This is a genomic window from Streptomyces xanthophaeus, assembly GCF_000725805.1.
In the GTDB taxonomy this organism is placed as follows: domain Bacteria; phylum Actinomycetota; class Actinomycetes; order Streptomycetales; family Streptomycetaceae; genus Streptomyces; species Streptomyces xanthophaeus.
The window spans coordinates 211,618-226,696 of sequence record NZ_JOFT01000008.1; the positions used below are offsets into that span (position 1 = coordinate 211,618).

12 protein-coding genes are annotated in these 15,079 nt (G+C 73.1%); 6 read left to right on the top strand and 6 right to left on the bottom strand.

Features of this window, described 5'->3' with window-relative positions; genetic code table 11:
* Nucleotides 1-18 precede the first annotated feature (18 nt).
* Both IO30_RS0101035 and IO30_RS0101040 read left to right on the top strand, forming a co-directional pair.
* Nucleotides 19-2,100, top strand: a complete 2,082-nt coding sequence (locus IO30_RS0101035) for a galactose-binding domain-containing protein (RefSeq protein WP_051858846.1) — start codon at nucleotides 19-21, stop codon at nucleotides 2,098-2,100.
* Between the two features lie 102 nt (nucleotides 2,101-2,202).
* Complete coding sequence (locus tag IO30_RS0101040) at nucleotides 2,203-2,829, top strand: TetR/AcrR family transcriptional regulator (RefSeq protein ID WP_051901758.1); 627 nt, start codon at nucleotides 2,203-2,205, stop codon at nucleotides 2,827-2,829.
* 55 nt (nucleotides 2,830-2,884) lie between these two features.
* Here IO30_RS0101040 and IO30_RS0101045 read toward each other — a convergent pair whose 3' ends face one another.
* The gene (locus IO30_RS0101045; protein WP_031138217.1) at nucleotides 2,885-3,502 is read right to left on the bottom strand and encodes a DinB family protein; all 618 of its coding nucleotides are present in this window, start codon (nucleotides 3,500-3,502) and stop codon (nucleotides 2,885-2,887) included.
* Nucleotides 3,503-3,730: 228 nt separating this feature from the next.
* Here IO30_RS0101045 and IO30_RS0101050 point away from each other — a divergent pair, with 228 nt between their 5' ends.
* A complete protein-coding gene (locus tag IO30_RS0101050) occupies nucleotides 3,731-4,567 on the top strand; it encodes a dienelactone hydrolase family protein (RefSeq protein ID WP_031138219.1) in 837 nt (278 codons plus the stop codon).
* Nucleotides 4,568-4,770: 203 nt separating this feature from the next.
* Here the strand turns inward: IO30_RS0101050 and IO30_RS0101055 are convergent, their stop codons facing one another.
* Nucleotides 4,771-4,974, bottom strand: coding sequence for a cold-shock protein (locus IO30_RS0101055; RefSeq protein ID WP_031138221.1), 204 nt, complete (start codon nucleotides 4,972-4,974; stop codon nucleotides 4,771-4,773).
* Between the two features lie 475 nt (nucleotides 4,975-5,449).
* Here IO30_RS0101055 and IO30_RS0101060 point away from each other — a divergent pair, with 475 nt between their 5' ends.
* On the top strand, nucleotides 5,450-7,396 hold the full coding sequence (locus IO30_RS0101060) for an ATP-binding cassette domain-containing protein (protein ID WP_234321425.1): 1,947 nt from the start codon (nucleotides 5,450-5,452) through the stop codon (nucleotides 7,394-7,396).
* A 27-nt stretch (nucleotides 7,397-7,423) separates the two neighbouring features.
* Here the strand turns inward: IO30_RS0101060 and IO30_RS0101065 are convergent, their stop codons facing one another.
* A complete protein-coding gene (locus IO30_RS0101065) occupies nucleotides 7,424-8,347 on the bottom strand; it encodes an aminoglycoside phosphotransferase family protein (RefSeq protein WP_031138225.1) in 924 nt (307 codons plus the stop codon).
* Nucleotides 8,348-8,486: 139 nt separating this feature from the next.
* On the opposite strand from IO30_RS0101065, the gene IO30_RS0101070 reads away from it, so the two are divergent.
* Together IO30_RS0101070 and IO30_RS0101075 are read left to right on the top strand one after the other, a co-directional pair.
* Nucleotides 8,487-9,251, top strand: a complete 765-nt coding sequence (locus tag IO30_RS0101070; RefSeq protein ID WP_031138227.1) for a hypothetical protein — start codon at nucleotides 8,487-8,489, stop codon at nucleotides 9,249-9,251.
* A gap of 67 nt (nucleotides 9,252-9,318) precedes the next feature.
* Nucleotides 9,319-11,457 (top strand): FUSC family protein, encoded by a 2,139-nt coding sequence (locus IO30_RS0101075; protein ID WP_078904474.1) that lies wholly within the window; start codon nucleotides 9,319-9,321, stop codon nucleotides 11,455-11,457.
* Nucleotides 11,458-11,522: 65 nt separating this feature from the next.
* On the opposite strand, the gene IO30_RS0101080 is transcribed toward IO30_RS0101075, so the two are convergent.
* The 3 genes from IO30_RS0101080 to IO30_RS0101090 all read right to left on the bottom strand — a co-directional run bounded on the left by IO30_RS0101080 (nucleotide 11,523) and on the right by IO30_RS0101090 (nucleotide 15,008).
* On the bottom strand, nucleotides 11,523-13,247 hold the full coding sequence (locus IO30_RS0101080; RefSeq protein ID WP_031138231.1) for an acyl-CoA dehydrogenase family protein: 1,725 nt from the start codon (nucleotides 13,245-13,247) through the stop codon (nucleotides 11,523-11,525).
* Between the two features lie 170 nt (nucleotides 13,248-13,417).
* On the bottom strand, nucleotides 13,418-13,972 hold the full coding sequence (locus IO30_RS0101085; protein ID WP_031138233.1) for a PadR family transcriptional regulator: 555 nt from the start codon (nucleotides 13,970-13,972) through the stop codon (nucleotides 13,418-13,420).
* Nucleotides 13,973-14,051: 79 nt separating this feature from the next.
* Complete coding sequence (locus IO30_RS0101090) at nucleotides 14,052-15,008, bottom strand: glycosyltransferase family A protein (RefSeq protein WP_063768116.1); 957 nt, start codon at nucleotides 15,006-15,008, stop codon at nucleotides 14,052-14,054.
* Nucleotides 15,009-15,079 lie beyond the last annotated feature (71 nt).

Genomic DNA, 15,079 nt, shown 5'->3' on the forward strand with positions numbered 1-15,079 from the left:
GAGACGTGAGTGATGACCATGAGTGGACACCCGCACCAAAGGAAACGTCGCAGGATCCGGCCCAGGCCCCTCGCGGTCCTGACGCTGCTCCTCGCCGTGATCGCCTCAGTGCTCGGCCCCGCGACCACGTCCTCGGCCGCCGACCCCGGCTGGTGGAACCCGGTCGCGCGGCCCGCACCCGACTCCGAGATCAACGTGACGGGCGAGCCCTTCAAGGGCACCGACGCCCAGGGCCGGGTGCGCGGATTCGTCGACGCGCACGACCACCTGATGTCCAACGAGGGCTTCGGCGGCCGTCTGATCTGCGGCAAGCCGTTCTCCGACCAGGGCGTCGCCGACGCCCTCAAGGACTGTCCCGAGCACTACCCCGACGGCTCCCTGGCGATCTTCGACTTCATCACCAAGGGCGGCGACGGCAAGCACGACCCCAACGGCTGGCCCACCTTCAAGGACTGGCCCGCGCACGACTCCCTGACCCACCAGCAGAACTACTACGCCTGGGTCGAACGGGCCTGGCGCGGCGGCCAGCGGGTGCTCGTCAACGACCTCGTCACCAACGGCGTGATCTGCTCGGTCTACTTCTTCAAGGACCGCGGCTGCGACGAGATGACCGCCATCCGCCTCGAAGCACAGAAGACCTACGACATGCAGGCCTTCGTCGACAAGATGTACGGCGGCCCGGGCAAGGGCTGGTTCCGCATCGTCACCGACTCCGCGCAGGCCCGCGACGTCATCCAGCAGGGCAAACTCGCCGTCATCCTGGGCGTCGAGACCTCCGAGCCCTTCGGCTGCAAGCAGATCCTGGACATCGCGCAGTGCAGCAAGGAGGACATCGACCGCGGCCTGGACGAACTGCACCGGCTCGGCGTGCGCAGCATGTTCCTGTGCCACAAGTTCGACAACGCCCTGTGCGGGGTCCGCTTCGACGAGGGAGCCCTCGGTACGGCGATCAACGTGGGCCAGTTCCTGTCGACCGGGACCTTCTGGAAGACGGAGCAGTGCACCGGCCCGCAGCACGACAACCCCATCGGGCTGGCGGCCGCCCCCACCGCGCAGAAGGAACTCCCCGCGGGCGTCGCGGTCCCCTCGTACTCCGCCGACGCACGGTGCAACTCGCGCGGGCTCACCGAACTCGGCGAATACGCGGTGCGCGGCATGATGAAACGCAAGATGATGCTGGAGATCGACCACATGGGGGTCAAGGCCGCGGGCCGCGCCTTCGACATCCTGGAGTCCGAGTCCTACCCGGGCGTGATCTCCTCGCACAGCTGGATGGACCTGGACTGGACCGAACGCGTCTACAAGCTCGGCGGGTTCGTCGCCGCCTACATGAGCGGCTCCGAGGGCTTCAGCGCGGAGGCCAAGCGGACGGACGCGCTGCGCGAGAAGTACAACGTGGGCTACGGCTTCGGCAGTGACATGAACGGGGTCGGCGGCTGGCCCGGACCGCGCGGGGCCGATACCCCGAACCCGGTGCGCTACCCGTACCGCAGCACCGACGGCGGCTCCGTCATCGACAAGCAGACCACCGGTTCGCGCACCTGGGACCTCAACACCGACGGCGCCTCGCACTACGGCCTGGTCCCCGACTGGATCGAGGACATCCGCCTCGTCGGCGGACAGGGCGTGGTGGACGACCTCTTCAAGGGCGCCGAGTCCTACCTCACCACCTGGGGGAACTCCGAACGGCACAAGTCCGGGGTGAACCTCGCCGCGGGCGCACCCGCCTCGGCGTCGAGCGCGCAGTGGTGGAACCCCTTCGTCGACTACTCCCCGGGCCGCGCTGTGGACGGGAACACGGGCTCGCGCTGGGCCAGCGAGTGGAACGACAACCAGTGGCTGCGCATCGACCTGGGTTCCGCGAACCGGGTGGGACGCATCACCCTCGACTGGGAGACCGCGTACGGCAAGGCGTACCGGATCGAGGTCTCCACGGACGACACGAACTGGCAGACGGTCTGGTCCACCACCGCCAGTGACGGCGGCCTGGACACGGCCCGCTTCTCCGGGGTGCCGGCCCGCTACGTCCGCGTCCAGGGACTCCAACGGGCGACCCAGTGGGGCTACTCCCTCCACGAGGTCGGCGTCTACAGCGGCTGACGCCGCAGCGCACCAGCGCACCACCAGTGCCTGGCCGGGGCCGGCCGGATCAGCTCCAGTGATCCGGCCGGCCCCGGCGGCATGCGAGCGAAGGGAACCACCATGGCACGGATGCCGTCGGCCGAACGGCGCCGCCAGCTGACCGAGGCGGCGATCCGGGCGATGACCCGCGACGGCGTCGCCCGGACGACGACCCGGTCGATCGCCGCCGAGGCGGGCGTCTCGCTGAGCGTCTTCCACTACTGCTTCGACTCCAAGCAGGCCCTGCTGGAATCGGTCATCACGACGATCACCGACCACTACGTCGCCCTGGTGCGGGAGGCGATCCAGCCGAAGGCCACCCTCCACGAGACCGTCCGGGCGGGATTCCGGGCGTACTGGGACCACGTCGCCGCCCACCCCGGCGAGCACATGCTCACCTACGAGCTCACGCAGTACGCCCTGCGCCAGCCGGGCTTCGAGCACCTGGCCCGGCGGCAGTACGAGCTGTACGCCGACACCTACACCGAGCTCCTCGAAGAGCTCTGCCACCGCATGGACTTCGAGCTGCGGATCCCGGTGCCGGCCCTGGCCCGCTACCTGGCCGCCATGACGGACGGGCTGACCCTGAGCCTGCTCGTCCTGGGCCCCGAGGCGGCCTCCGCGGACCTCCTGGACACGATCACCGAGCACGTCGCCGGCCTCGTCGGCGACGCACCGGAGCGGTCCGGCCTGCCGGGGACGTCCTGAGCGCCCCGCCCCGCCCTGACCCGACCCGGCACACAGCCGTCCCGGGCGTCACGCCTCAGTGCTGCCGTGCCCGGTACAGGTCGCGGAGCAGGGCGATCTCGGCCCCGTGGTGCAGCAGTTCCTGGTTGACCCACCACACGATGTCCACGAACGGTTCCTCCGCGTCGCTGCCGTGCGGGTAGGTGCAGTACCCCACGGTGTCGAGCGCGGCATCGTCCACGCCCAGCAGCGCCTTGCGCCAGGCCGCGGCGCCCTCCTCGAAGGCCGCGACCGCCCCGGCGGCGTCACCGCGCACGACGTGGTCGTCGCGGGTCAGTGCGTGCCGGCCGGCCGTGTGGTCCGCGCGCAGGGTGACCATCTCGCTGATGTGGCTCAGCCGCCAGGCCAGGGTCGTGAAGGGCGGCGGCCACGGGTGCGGGTACGCCGCCGCGTCGCGACCCCAGTCGCCCGCGCCGGCCAGCAGCGTCGCGCGCGGCCCCGGCCCGTCCGTGCGGCGCCGGACCGTCCAGCAGCCGGGTACGGGCTCCCAGAGGTACTCCTCGTCGGTCATCGGGCCGACCCGGGTCTGCGTGCCGTCGCCGCTGTCCATGGCGGGGCCCGCCAGCCGGCCGACGAGGCGTTCGCACGCGAAGTCGAACTGTTCGAGCAGGGGGACCAGTCGGGGTGGGGTCACCGGATGCTCCTCGGGTACGCGGATCCGCCCGCCGGAAGGGGAAGGGCGGGACCGGTCTTCCGGCCCGCCAGCCTGGCACGGCGGGCTCCCCCGCGCATCCCCGTTTCCCCCGGCCCGGCCGCGGCCCGGCGGAGCTGTACGGCGGAGCGGTACGGCCTGTTGACCAACCGGGGCTACGGAGAGGTAACTTACGGGTTGCCCAGGACGGCCGACCGAGGGAGCAGGAACATGGCGGACCACGACCTGACCGGCTTCACCCAGGACACGTTCACCCACCAGGGCGCCTCCCGCCGGCTGCTGCGCCGGGGCACGGGGCCGGCGGTCATCATCATGGCGGAGATCCCGGGCATCACCCCCAAGGTCCTGGAGTTCGCCGCGCGCGTGGCCGACGCCGGCTGCACGGCCGTGCTCCCGGTGCTCTTCGGCACGCCCGGCCGGGACGCACATCCGACGGCGCACGGCTGGCCGGCCTCCCTCCGCTACACCACCTCCACGCTGTGGCAGGTGTGCGTGAGCCGGGAGTTCACCCTGCTGGCCACGGGCCGCAGTTCACGCGTCGTGCACTGGCTGCGCGCCCTGGCCGCCGCCGAGCACGAGCGCTGCGGCGGCCCCGGGGTGGGCGCCGTCGGCATGTGCCTGACGGGCGGATTCGCCCTGGCCATGGCCACGGACGAGCGCCTGCTGGCCCCGGTGCTGTCCCAGCCGTCACTCCCGCTGGCCTGCACCAGGAGCCGTGCGGGCGCCATCGACATCAGCCCGTCGGACCTCGCGGCCGTCCGGCTGCGCTGTGAACGCGACGGCCTCCAGGTCATGGGGCTGCGGTTCAAGGGGGACCGGCTCTCGCCCCGGGACCGTTTCGCCCACCTGCGCCGGGAGCTCGGCGACGCGTTCGTCGCCGTGGAGCTCGACGACGGCTCGGCCGCTCCGGAGGGCGTCCTTCCGCCGCACTCCGTGCTGACGGAACACCTCGTCGACGAGCCCGGGCAGCCCACCCGGCAGGCGCTGGACTCCGTACTCGACCTCTTTCGCACCCGGCTCCTGGCGCAGCACCCCGGTTCCTCCTGAGGACGCCGCGTGCCGCTCCAGGCGTCCCGTGACACGTCCACCCACCCGGAGGCCTGCCCGACCCAGGAGGTCAGCAGGCTCGCCGGGTACCGGGCGGCGAGCGCACGCCGCGCGGCCGGAGGGCCCGGGGGCGCGCCGACGGCGCCCGCGCACACGTGCGGACGCCGTCGGACGGGAAGTGCGGTGGTGGCCGGTGTTCCGGGTCAGCCCCGGACGATGTTCTCGGCCTGCGGGCCCTTCTGGCCCTGCGTGATGTCGAACGACACCGTCTCGCCCTCCACCAGCTCGCGGTATCCGTTGCCGGAGATGTTCGAGTAATGGGCGAATACGTCCGGTCCGCCCCCGTCCTGGGCGATGAAGCCGAAGCCCTTCTCGGAGTTGAACCACTTCACGGTGCCGTTGGCCATGCCCGTCCCTCTGCTCACGTCGGTGCGCGGTCCGGGAAAGGACCGCACCGGCACCCTCTCAGAGGTGCCCGCCCCAGTCCTCCCCGGCCGACAGGTCGGTTACACCATCTGGCCCAATCTTGTTCCACTCCCGGGGTCAGCTGACGGCTCCGCCGACGGCGCGCCGGGGTCCTCGCGGCGCAAGCCCTTTCCGGCTGCGGGGGATGCCCAGCGGCCGGTTCCGGCCAACCTCGCCGTTCCGTCGGCCCGGTGCTGCGGGCCCCGCCGGACACGATCAGCGGGCAGCGCCGGGCACCCCGTGGCGAAAGGTCGGCCAGATCCCGCTGCTCCTGCCGCCGGGCTGCGCTGTACTCCTCACTCCAGTTCCCCCGCCTCGTGCAACAGCCCCTGCGCCGACCGCGGCACAGGGCTTCTTCGACGTGCGCGGATTCGGGCGAACTGGCCGCCGTTCAGACCCGGTTGAAGGAGCACCAGCGTGTCCCACAAGCAGCCAGAAGCACACCCGGAAGAGCAGCCGGAGCAGCAGCCGGACCAGCAGGGCGAGCAGTCGGCCGGCCGGTCCGAGCCCGTCGCGGCACCCGCCCCGCCGGAGATCACGTACACCTGGGGCCAGCACAACCAGACGATGGAGTCGATGTCGCTCGGCCAGATGGCCCGGCGCGTCCCCTCGGCCCTCGTGCAGACGGCCCGCCTCGCACTCGCCGTCGACCGGACCGTCTTCCACGTACTGGTCGCCGCCCAGGTGCTCGGCGGGATCTGTACGGCCGCGGCGCTGGCCTCGGTGGCCCGGGCGATGGTTCCGCTCCTGGGTGTCGGCGGGGTCGAGGAACGCGTTTCGGCCGCCGCCGGGCCGCTGGTGCTCGCCGCCGCCATGACCGCCCTGGGCGCGCTGGCCTCCATCGCAGCGGGGAGCGCGTCCCGCCGTCTGACGCCCCGCATGGCCACCCTCGCCGACCTGGCGATGGTCGACGCCCACATGGACGTGGAGCTCGCCGCCTACGACGCACCCGACTTCACCGAACGCTCCGAGGCCGCCGAGACCGGGTCCGCCCGCTCCGCCATGCTCCTGCAGGACGCGCTCGGCTTCACCGGCGGCCTCATCGACATGGCCGCCGTCGCCTCGGTGCTCGCCGTGGTGCACCCCGCCCTCCTGCCGCTGCTCCTGCTGTCGGTGGTGCCCCGCGGCCTCGGGTCGGTGTACGCCGCCCGCCTCGACTACCGGCTCCACAACCAGACCATCGCCTCCCGCAACATCAAGCACATGATGCGCTGGCACCTGACGACCCCGAAGCTGGCCGACGAGCTGCGCGGCAACAGCATGCGGCCGTACGCCCACCACTGGTACGCCGCGGTGTGCGAGCGCATCGACTCCAAGATGGTCGGCTCGGCGCCCCGCTACCTGACCGTGCACCTCATCGCGGCCACCGCCTCGGGAGCGTTCGTCGTCGCCACGTACGGGGCGCTGGCCGGACTCGTCGTCGGCGGGTACATGGCGCTGGCCGCGGCCGGCACGGCGATCGTCGCCATGCGGACCTCGACGGCGGCGCTCAGTTCACTCGTCGTGTACGGGGCGGCCATGTTCCAGCACGCGCTCTACCTGGGGGACTACGCCACCTTCGTCGAGGAGGCCGCCGGGCAGTCCGGCCCCCGCGGCCCGCAGGTGATGGACGCGGCGCCGGAGAAGATCCGGCTGGAGGAAGCCGCGTACACCTACCCGGGCAAGGACGCGCCCGCACTCGGCCCGGTGTCCCTCACCCTGTCCCGGGGCGAGGTGGTGGCCGTCATCGGGGAGAACGGCGCCGGGAAGTCCACCCTGATCCGGCTGCTGACCTCACTGACGGCCCCGACGGCCGGCACCGTCTCCTGGGACGGGATCCCGACCTCCGACGCCGACCAGCGCACGGCCTGGCGGCACGTGGGCCTGGTGACGCAGAGCTACGGCTACTGGCCCTTCTCCGCGCGGGAGAACATCACCCTCGGCCAGCCCGCCCCCGGCGGTGAGGAGGCCGTCTGGGAGGCCCTGGACGCCGTCGGCATGCGCACGGCCGTAGAGGAGTTCCCCGACGGCCTGGACACCCTGCTCGCCCGCTCGTTCTGGGGCGGACACGAACCCTCCGGCGGCCAGTGGCAGCGGCTCGCCTGCGGACGGGCCTTCCACCGCAGGCCCGGGCTCCTGGTCATGGACGAGCCGACGAGCGCGATGGACCCGCGCGGGGAGCACAAGGTGTTCTCCGGGCTGCGGGACATGAAGGAGGACCGCATCACGGTGATCGTCACGCACCGGATGGAGAACTGCAGGCTGGCCGACCGGATCGTGGTCCTCGACGGCGGCCGGATCGTGGAACAGGGCTCCTTCGACCAGCTGAAGTCCGTACCGGGCGGCCGGTTCCGGGAACTGTACGAGCTCTCGCAGGACCGCTGACCCCCTGCCCGCTGCCCCCTGACCGCCCTACGTGAGCAACGCGGAGAGGTGATCGGCGTACGCCGTGATCCGTTCCAGCCGCGGTCCGCCGCGGGCGATGCGGAATCCGTGGCGACGGCCCCAGAACGCGGCCTGGACGGCGTGGAACTGCGCCCACCTCCGGGCCCGTTCACGGTCGAGCTCCGCCGCCTCGGCGTAGACGGCCAGCGTACGGTCCACGGCCCGGCGCAGGTCGTCGGCCTCGAGGAGCTTCAGTGCGTGGGACTTGAGCAGGGTGCCCCCGTCGTAGGCGGGGTCCCCCACGTACCCCTTGGGGTCGACGGCCAGCCACGGCTCGCGGTCGGCGCGCAGGATGTTCCTGGCGTGCAGGTCGCCGTGGACGACGGTGTCCGGCTGGTCGCGGCCGAGTTCGCGGACGGTGGCCACCGCGGCGTCGACCACGTGATGCGGCAGTGCGTGCGCCAGTTCCCGGGCGTCCGTGCGCAGCCGCTCTTCCCAGCCGTCGGCCTGATCCTGCAAGCGGGGCAGGCCGGGCGGTGCGGGAACCGCCAGGCGACGGCTGAGCCGCCCGGCGACCGCGGGCACTACGTCGGCGTCCTCGACCTCGGCGAGGGCCGACGGCCGGACCCGTTCCAGCAGCATCGCGAACCGGTCGTCGGCCCGCTCGTGGAGGAGTACGGCGCCGCGCCCGCCCCAGACCTCGAAGGCGTCCGGCTCGTGGACGTTCCCGGGATGGGGGAAGGACACCTTCAGTACGGCGGCCTCCCCGGAGCCGCGCCGCACCGGGACGACCAGCCCGACACCGCCGTGCATGACCTCGCCGTCCGGTACGCACCCGAACCGCCCCAGCAGCTCCGCCACGATCCCGGGCAGCCCGGCCAGCCATGCCGCCCCGGCCGCGCCTTCCCGCTCGACGGTGCTGTGCGCGAACGCTTCCGGGATCCGGGTCATCCCGGCACCTTACGTGTCCTCCGGTGCCGGTCGTCGCCGTACTCGCCCCGGACGGGAGGCCGTTGACCTCGTCGTCCGGGGCGCGGAGCGCCGGGTAACCTACCCCGGTCATGATCCACATACAGGGGGAACAGGAACAGTGAACAGAGAGCAGGAACCCGGGTACGGCTGGCAGGCGCCGCCCGCAGGTGGCCGGCAGCACAACGGCTCCATACCCCCGCCGCCCACGGCCGCCCCCGTCGCCGCACCCGTCGCCGCGCCCGCCTCCTCGCACCGGGCCGCCTGGATCGGGGCCGGGGCGACCCTGGTCGCCGCGGTGATCACCGTGGCGGGGGCGTACCTGCTGGTCCCGGGCAAGTCCGGGGTCCCCGGCCCGCCCGCGGCGCAGGTACCCGCGGCAGTCCCCTCCACGTCCGCCTCGCAGGCGGCTGCGGCCCCGGGCCAGGGCTCCGCCGGCTCCGCGAGCACCTCGCCCGGTGCCGCCCCGTCCGCTCCGGCCGCCGCCTCCCTCGCGGCGAAGGCGCCCGGGACCGTGCAGTGGGAGGGCACGCTGGTGCTCGCGTACGCCGAGGACCGGGACCTGGACTCCGTCCCGCCGACGCGGTCCCAGATCAACGCCGACAACGACTTCAGCGTCTTCGACTTCGCCGGCCCGAAGCTGCGCCCCGAGCGCGGGGCGAAGGCGCTGGTGTGGAAGGAGACCGGCAAGGTCCCCTCCTACGCCGACTGCGCGGCCGTCGTCGACACCGAGGCCACGGGCAAGGAGATGTCCCTGAAGGCGGGCCTGACCCTCTGCGCGAAGACCAATGACGGCCGGATCGCCCGGCTGACCGCCAAGGAGGTGTCCGGGAGCGCGTCCGACACCCGGGGCACCTTCTCCACCGTGGTGTGGGAGACGGGCTGACCGGACCCGCCGACCGGGTTTCCGGTCAGCAGGTGGCGCTCTCGGCGAACGGCCCGATCATGGAGTCATGGGCGCCGAACGCGACGGCGGCGCCGGCCGCGGCCCCTCGGTCGCGGCCCGGCGCGCGATCCGCACCACCCTGGCCGCGTGTGCCGGGTTCTACGTCTGCCTGTACGGACTGGACCGGCCGGTGGCGGCGACGTACGCCCTGTTCTCGGCGGTCTCCATGGCGGCCCTCTCGCACATCCCGGGCACCGGGCCCCAGCGGGCGGCCGTCATGGCCAGGACGACGCCCGCGGTCTGGGCGCTGCTGACGGCCGGGACCTACCTCGCCGTACGGACCTGGACCGCCGTGGCGGGCATGCTGCTGATCGGCTTCGTCCTGGCCTTCGTGGCGGCGGCCGGGCCCCGCGCGGCGGGGGCCGCTCCCGGGCTCCAGCTGCTCTACATCCTGCCGTGCTTCCCGCCGTACGCGCCGGACACCCTCACCGAGCGGCTCGCCGGGGCCACCCTGGGGCTGGTGCTGCTGATCCTGGCGGAGGTCTTCGTGCTGCCCGAGCGGCCCAGCACCTCCTACCGGCAGCTGGCCGCCGAGGCCGCCGACACCGCCGCCCGCTGCGCGGCCGAGCTCGGCCGCGCCCCGTACACGCTGTCCGCCGAGTCGGCGGCGGCCGCCAGGGCGGCGGGCGAGGCACTGCGGCCCTTCCGGGTCGCCGAGGCCGAACGGCCCGCCGGGCCGGGCCTGCGGGACCGGGCGCTGACCCACGCGGGCCTGGCCGCCCGGACCCTCCTCGCCCGCCTGGTCATCCTTCCGGCAGCGCCCCCGGGCCGCCCGCCTCCGGAGCAGGGGCCCGGCGTACTGCCCGAGGTCGACGGGGCGGCCGCCGAGACGGCGGTCCTGCTCCGCGGCGACCGCACCGGGACGCAGGCCCCGGCGACCGCTGCGGCCGGCGCCCTGCGGGGCGTACGGGAGGAGATCGCGGCAGCGGACGGGCACCCCTCGACCGCGGCCTGGGGACGGCGCCGGGCGGCGCTGCTGGAGGTGGCGGACGCCACCCTGGCCTTCTCCACGGCGGCCCGGCTGGCTGTCCGGGGCCGCGCGGCGCTGGCTGCGGCGGCGGCCGACCCCAGCCGGTTCTGGTACGCCGGGCAGAGCGCCCCCCGCCTGTGGTGGCACCGGCTGGCGGGGAACGCGGGGCCGCGCTCGGTGCACTTCCAGAACGCGGTCCGCATCAGTCTCGCCCTCGCGGCCGCCCGCACGATCGCGGGCGTGGAGTCCCTGCCGCACGGCTTCTGGGCGATGCTGGCCGTCCTCTCCCTGACCCGGACCACCGCTTCCCAGACCCGCACGAGCGTGCGCCAGGCTCTCGCGGGGACCCTGCTGGGCGCCGGGGCGGCCGCCGTGGTCCTGGCCCTGGTCGGCGCGCACACGACCGTCTACGCCGTGGTGCTGCCCATCGTCATGCTCGTGGCGTTCCAGGTGGGACCGGTGCGGGGCGTGGGCTGGGCGCAGGGCATGTTCACGGTGGTCGTGTCCTTCGCGTTCGCGCAGCTGGCCCCGGTGACGTGGCGGCTGGCCGGGGTCCGGTTGATGGACGTGGTCATCGGCAGCCTGGTCGGCGTCGTGTTCGGGCTGCTCGCCTGGCCGCGGGGCGCACAGGACGAGCTGCACCGGGCGGTGGCCCTGCTGCTGCGCCGGGCCGCGGGGACGGTGGAGAGCACGGCGGACGCGGTGGCTGCGGGCGGGCCGGGCGGCATTCCGGACGACCGGCCGCTCCAGCACGCGCTGGCGCTGGCGGAGTCCGCGTTCGCACAGTTCCAGAGCGAGCCACGGGCGCCCAACGACGCCCCGTCCGACTGGCAGGCGGCCATGATGACCGGCCACCACACGCTGTGGGGCTCGCGGCGGCTGCTCGACCGCGCGGGCCCGTCCCCCGGAGACACCGACGCGGCGTGGCTACGGGCCCACGGGGCCGGTGTGGCGGCCCGGCTGCGGGACGCGGCGCAGCGGGCGCAGGAGTCGGAGCTGGCGGTCCGTGCGCAGGACCGGGCGGCCGCGGAGGTGCCGACGGGCGCCGGTGCGGCGGCCGGGGGCGTGCCGGGGACCGGTTCGCCGCGGTTCTTCGCCGCGGTGGCCTGGCTCGACTCGCTCACGAACGACCTGGAGCGCCTGGCCACCCCCGGGCGCCCGGTCGGACGGGCCTGACGGGAGCCGGGCGGGAGCCGGGCGGCTCCGGCTGCTGCCGGAGCCGCCCCGCACTGCCGTCCGGGTCAGGGCGCCATCTCGTACGCCCCGGCCAGCGCCTCCACGCGCGACCACACGCGCGCGGAGCGGTCGGCGTCCACGACCGGCCGGCGGACCGCGCCGAGCGCCCAGGCCTGCTGCTCCGCGGTGGCGGAGTCCTTCCCGTGCAGTTCGACCGCGTGCGCGGAGAAGTCCCGTACGAGGACCGAGAACAGTTCGTCGAGCACGTCCTCGTCCAGGCCGGTCAGGCGGGCCTGCTCCAGGATGAGCTGGCCGTGCACCACCAGGGCGAACAGCTGGCCGACGGCCAGGAGGAGGTCCAGGTCGCGGCTCTGCTCCTCGTCGGGGGCGGCCGTCTTGACGAACTCGCAGAGCGCGTCGGCCTGTTCGCGGAAGCGGCTGACGTTCGGCACGGAGGCGTAGGCCTCGTACGCGGGGCGCCAGTCGTGGAAGCGTACGGAGCCCAGCCCGCGGGCCGGGCCCTGACGGAAGAGGAAGGCGTCGTCGGCCGCGTCGAGGCGCGTGGGCACGGGCGCGTACTCGGCCGGTTCCAGGAGGTGGTTGCGCATGAACTTGAGGATCAGGGCGAGGTTGACGTGGACCGTGCCCTCCAGCTTCGGCAGTCCGCGGATCTCGACGGCCGCCTGGGCGAAGTAGGTGTCCTTCTCGAAGCCCTTGGCCGCGATGACGTCCCACATCAGGTCGATGACCTTCTCGCCCTCCGTGGTCACCTTCATCTTGGTCATCGGGTTGAACAGGAGGTAACGGCGGTCTTCGGGACCGGCGGAACGGAAGTAGTCGACGGCGCGGTCGCTGAACAGCTTCATCCCGACGAGGCGGACGTAGGCATCGGCCAGCTCGCGGCGCACGTGCGGGAAGGCGGTGACGGGGCGACCGTAGAGGATGCGGCCCTGGGCGTGGGTGACGGCCTCGTACATCGCGTGCTCGCAGATGCCGATGGACGCGGTGCAGAGGTTGAACTTGCCCACGTTGACCGTGTTGAGGGCGGCGTCGAAGGCGGCGCGGCCGGTGTGCAGGATGTCCTCGGCGCCGACCGGGTAGTCCTCCAGCCGGAACTCGCTGACGTACTTGGACGAGTCGACGACGTTCTTCACCAGGTGGTACGCCGGGTGGCGGCTGTCGGCGGCGAAGAAGACGTAGCCGTCGGGGCCCTCGACGTCGGTGCGGCGGCCGAAGACGGAGACCAGGCCGGCGGCGTTGCCGTTGCCGATGTAGTACTTGGAGCCGCTGGCGCGGAAGCCGCCGTTGCCGTCGGGCTCCAGCAGCATGTCGGTCGAGTAGATGTCGGCGCCGTGGGTCTTCTCGGACAGACCGAACGCGAACACCTCGCCCTCGGAGAGGAGTTCCGCGGCGCGGCTGCGGGCGGCGGCGTTGTCGCTCTGCCAGACCGGGCCGAGGCCGAGGACGGTGACCTGCCAGGCGTACCAGTAGTCCAGGCCGTAGAAGCCGAAGATCTCGTTGAGGGCGGCGATCCGCGCGGTGTCCCAGCGCTTGTCCGGCTCCTCCTCACCGGCGGCGGAGGCCGGGGTCAGGAAGGTCGCGAAGAGCCCCTCCTTCGCGGAGAAGGCGAGGAAGTCCGCCAGCCAGGCGCGCGTGCGGTAGTCCTCGATCAGCCTGCGCTTGCCGCGCTCCTCGAACCAGTCGACGGTGGCGCGCAGCAGCCTGCGGGTCTCGGGGTCGAAGTGCGCCGGGTCGTAGTTGCGCGGGTTGAACAGCAGCGGGTCGGTCATGAGGGCTCGCCTTTCGGGTTCGAGGGTTCGGGAGTTCGGTGGGCCGGGAGGCCCGGGTTCGGGAGGCCGGGACCGACCGTGCCGGGAGCGGCCGGCGGGGCGGGAGCGGCGGGGCAGGGACCGGAACCGGTACTGGTACCGGTACCGGTACCCGGACCGGACCGGGCGGTTCAGTGCTCGGTGAGCCGGTGGAGGGTGTCCAGCACGTCCTGGAGCCAGGCGAGCTGCATCCGTTCGTAGGCGATGCCGCCGCGCAGGACCACGTGCTGGAGTTCCCGCCCGGCATCCGACCCGGCGGGAGCGTCCGGGCCGGTGAAGTCGCGCAGCTCCCCCGCGAGGTAGTGCGTGAGCCGGTCGGCGTGCGCCCGGTGGTGCCGCTCGACCTCGAGGATCAGCGCGGCGGGGTCGTCGTAGGCCGCGCCGCGGATCTTCACGGCGAGCTCGTGCCGGACGCTGTCGGGCTGGATCGGCTCGTGGAGCCAGGCCGAGAGGGCGGAGCGGCCCACGGCGGTGACGGAGTACTCCTTCTTGTCCGGCCTCGCCTGTTGCGGCACTTCGAGGACGTCGATCCAGCCGTCGCCCTCCATGCGCTTGAGCACGCGGTAGATCTGCTGGTGCGTGGCGGTCCAGAAGTAGCCGATGGACCGGTCGAACCGGCGCGCGAGCTCATATCCGGAGCCCGGCTTCTCCAGGAGGGAGACGAGGATCGCGTGCTCGAGTGCCATGCCCCGATCCTTCTATGCAACTCGTTGCATAGACAAGCGGCACCGCCCGGGTGAGACACGTCTCACGCGGCCCCGGTCGTCATACCGGGGCGTCGGCGGAGGCGAGGATCTCCGCCGCGAGGTCGGACCGGCCTTCCCGTTGCATCGTGAGGGCCAGCCGGCGCAGGAACCTCACCAGCAGCTGCGGAGCCTCGGCGGGGCGGATCGATCCGCGGTGCAGGGCGATGTCGAGGGCCTGCCGGAACCCGTCGGTGTCGACCTCCGTCTTGCGCCGGTAGTAGTCGGACCCGATGCGGCTGCGGTCGGAGGACCCCGCCACCCCCTGCGGGATCCGGTACCGGGCCGGGATGGTGGGCTCGTACTTGAACGAACTCCCGCCCGCCGCCATGCGCAGCCAGGCGTGCGTGTCCTCCGAGCCGCGCACCTCCGGGAACGGGTACGCCGACGCCAGCACGGTGCGGACCGAGACGGTGGAGGTCAGGGAGGTGTAACCGGTTTCGGCGCCGATCCGGATCCATGCGTCGGGCCCCTCGACCGGCCGGTCGTGGGAGTCGAGGATCTCCTGGACGGAGGGCGTCAGCCGCTCACGGGGCACCGGCCGCCCCAGCTCGTCGATGACGCAGAACGTCGAGTAGAGGAAGTCCACCTCCGCGTGCTCGGCGAAGGTCCGCCGGGTCCGCTCCAGCCGCTGCGGGTGCGCGATGTCGTCCGCGTCGAGGAAGAGGACGAACGGGGCTCCCTGCCCGGCGGCCCAGCGGACCCCCACGTTCCGGCAGAAGCCCTGTCCCCGGTTGACGTCCTGCTGGAGCACGACCACCCGCTCCCGGTCCTCCTCCTGGAGGGCCCGTACCCGCTCGCGGTCGGGCTCGTGCGGGGACGCGTCCTCGACGATGACCAGCCGCCACGCCGGGTCGCTCTGCGCCCGCAGGCTCCCGACCGCCTCGCGCAGGTGCTCGTGGGCCCGGGTGCCGGGACCGTCGCTGTAGTGCGGCATGACGAAGGTGGCCGTCCCGGCCGTGGTGCGCTCGCGGTGCATGGCCTGCAGTCCTTCCGGAGGGGCGTGGGGACACGGCAGTGTGCAGCCGGACCGTCAGGTGTCGGACGGTC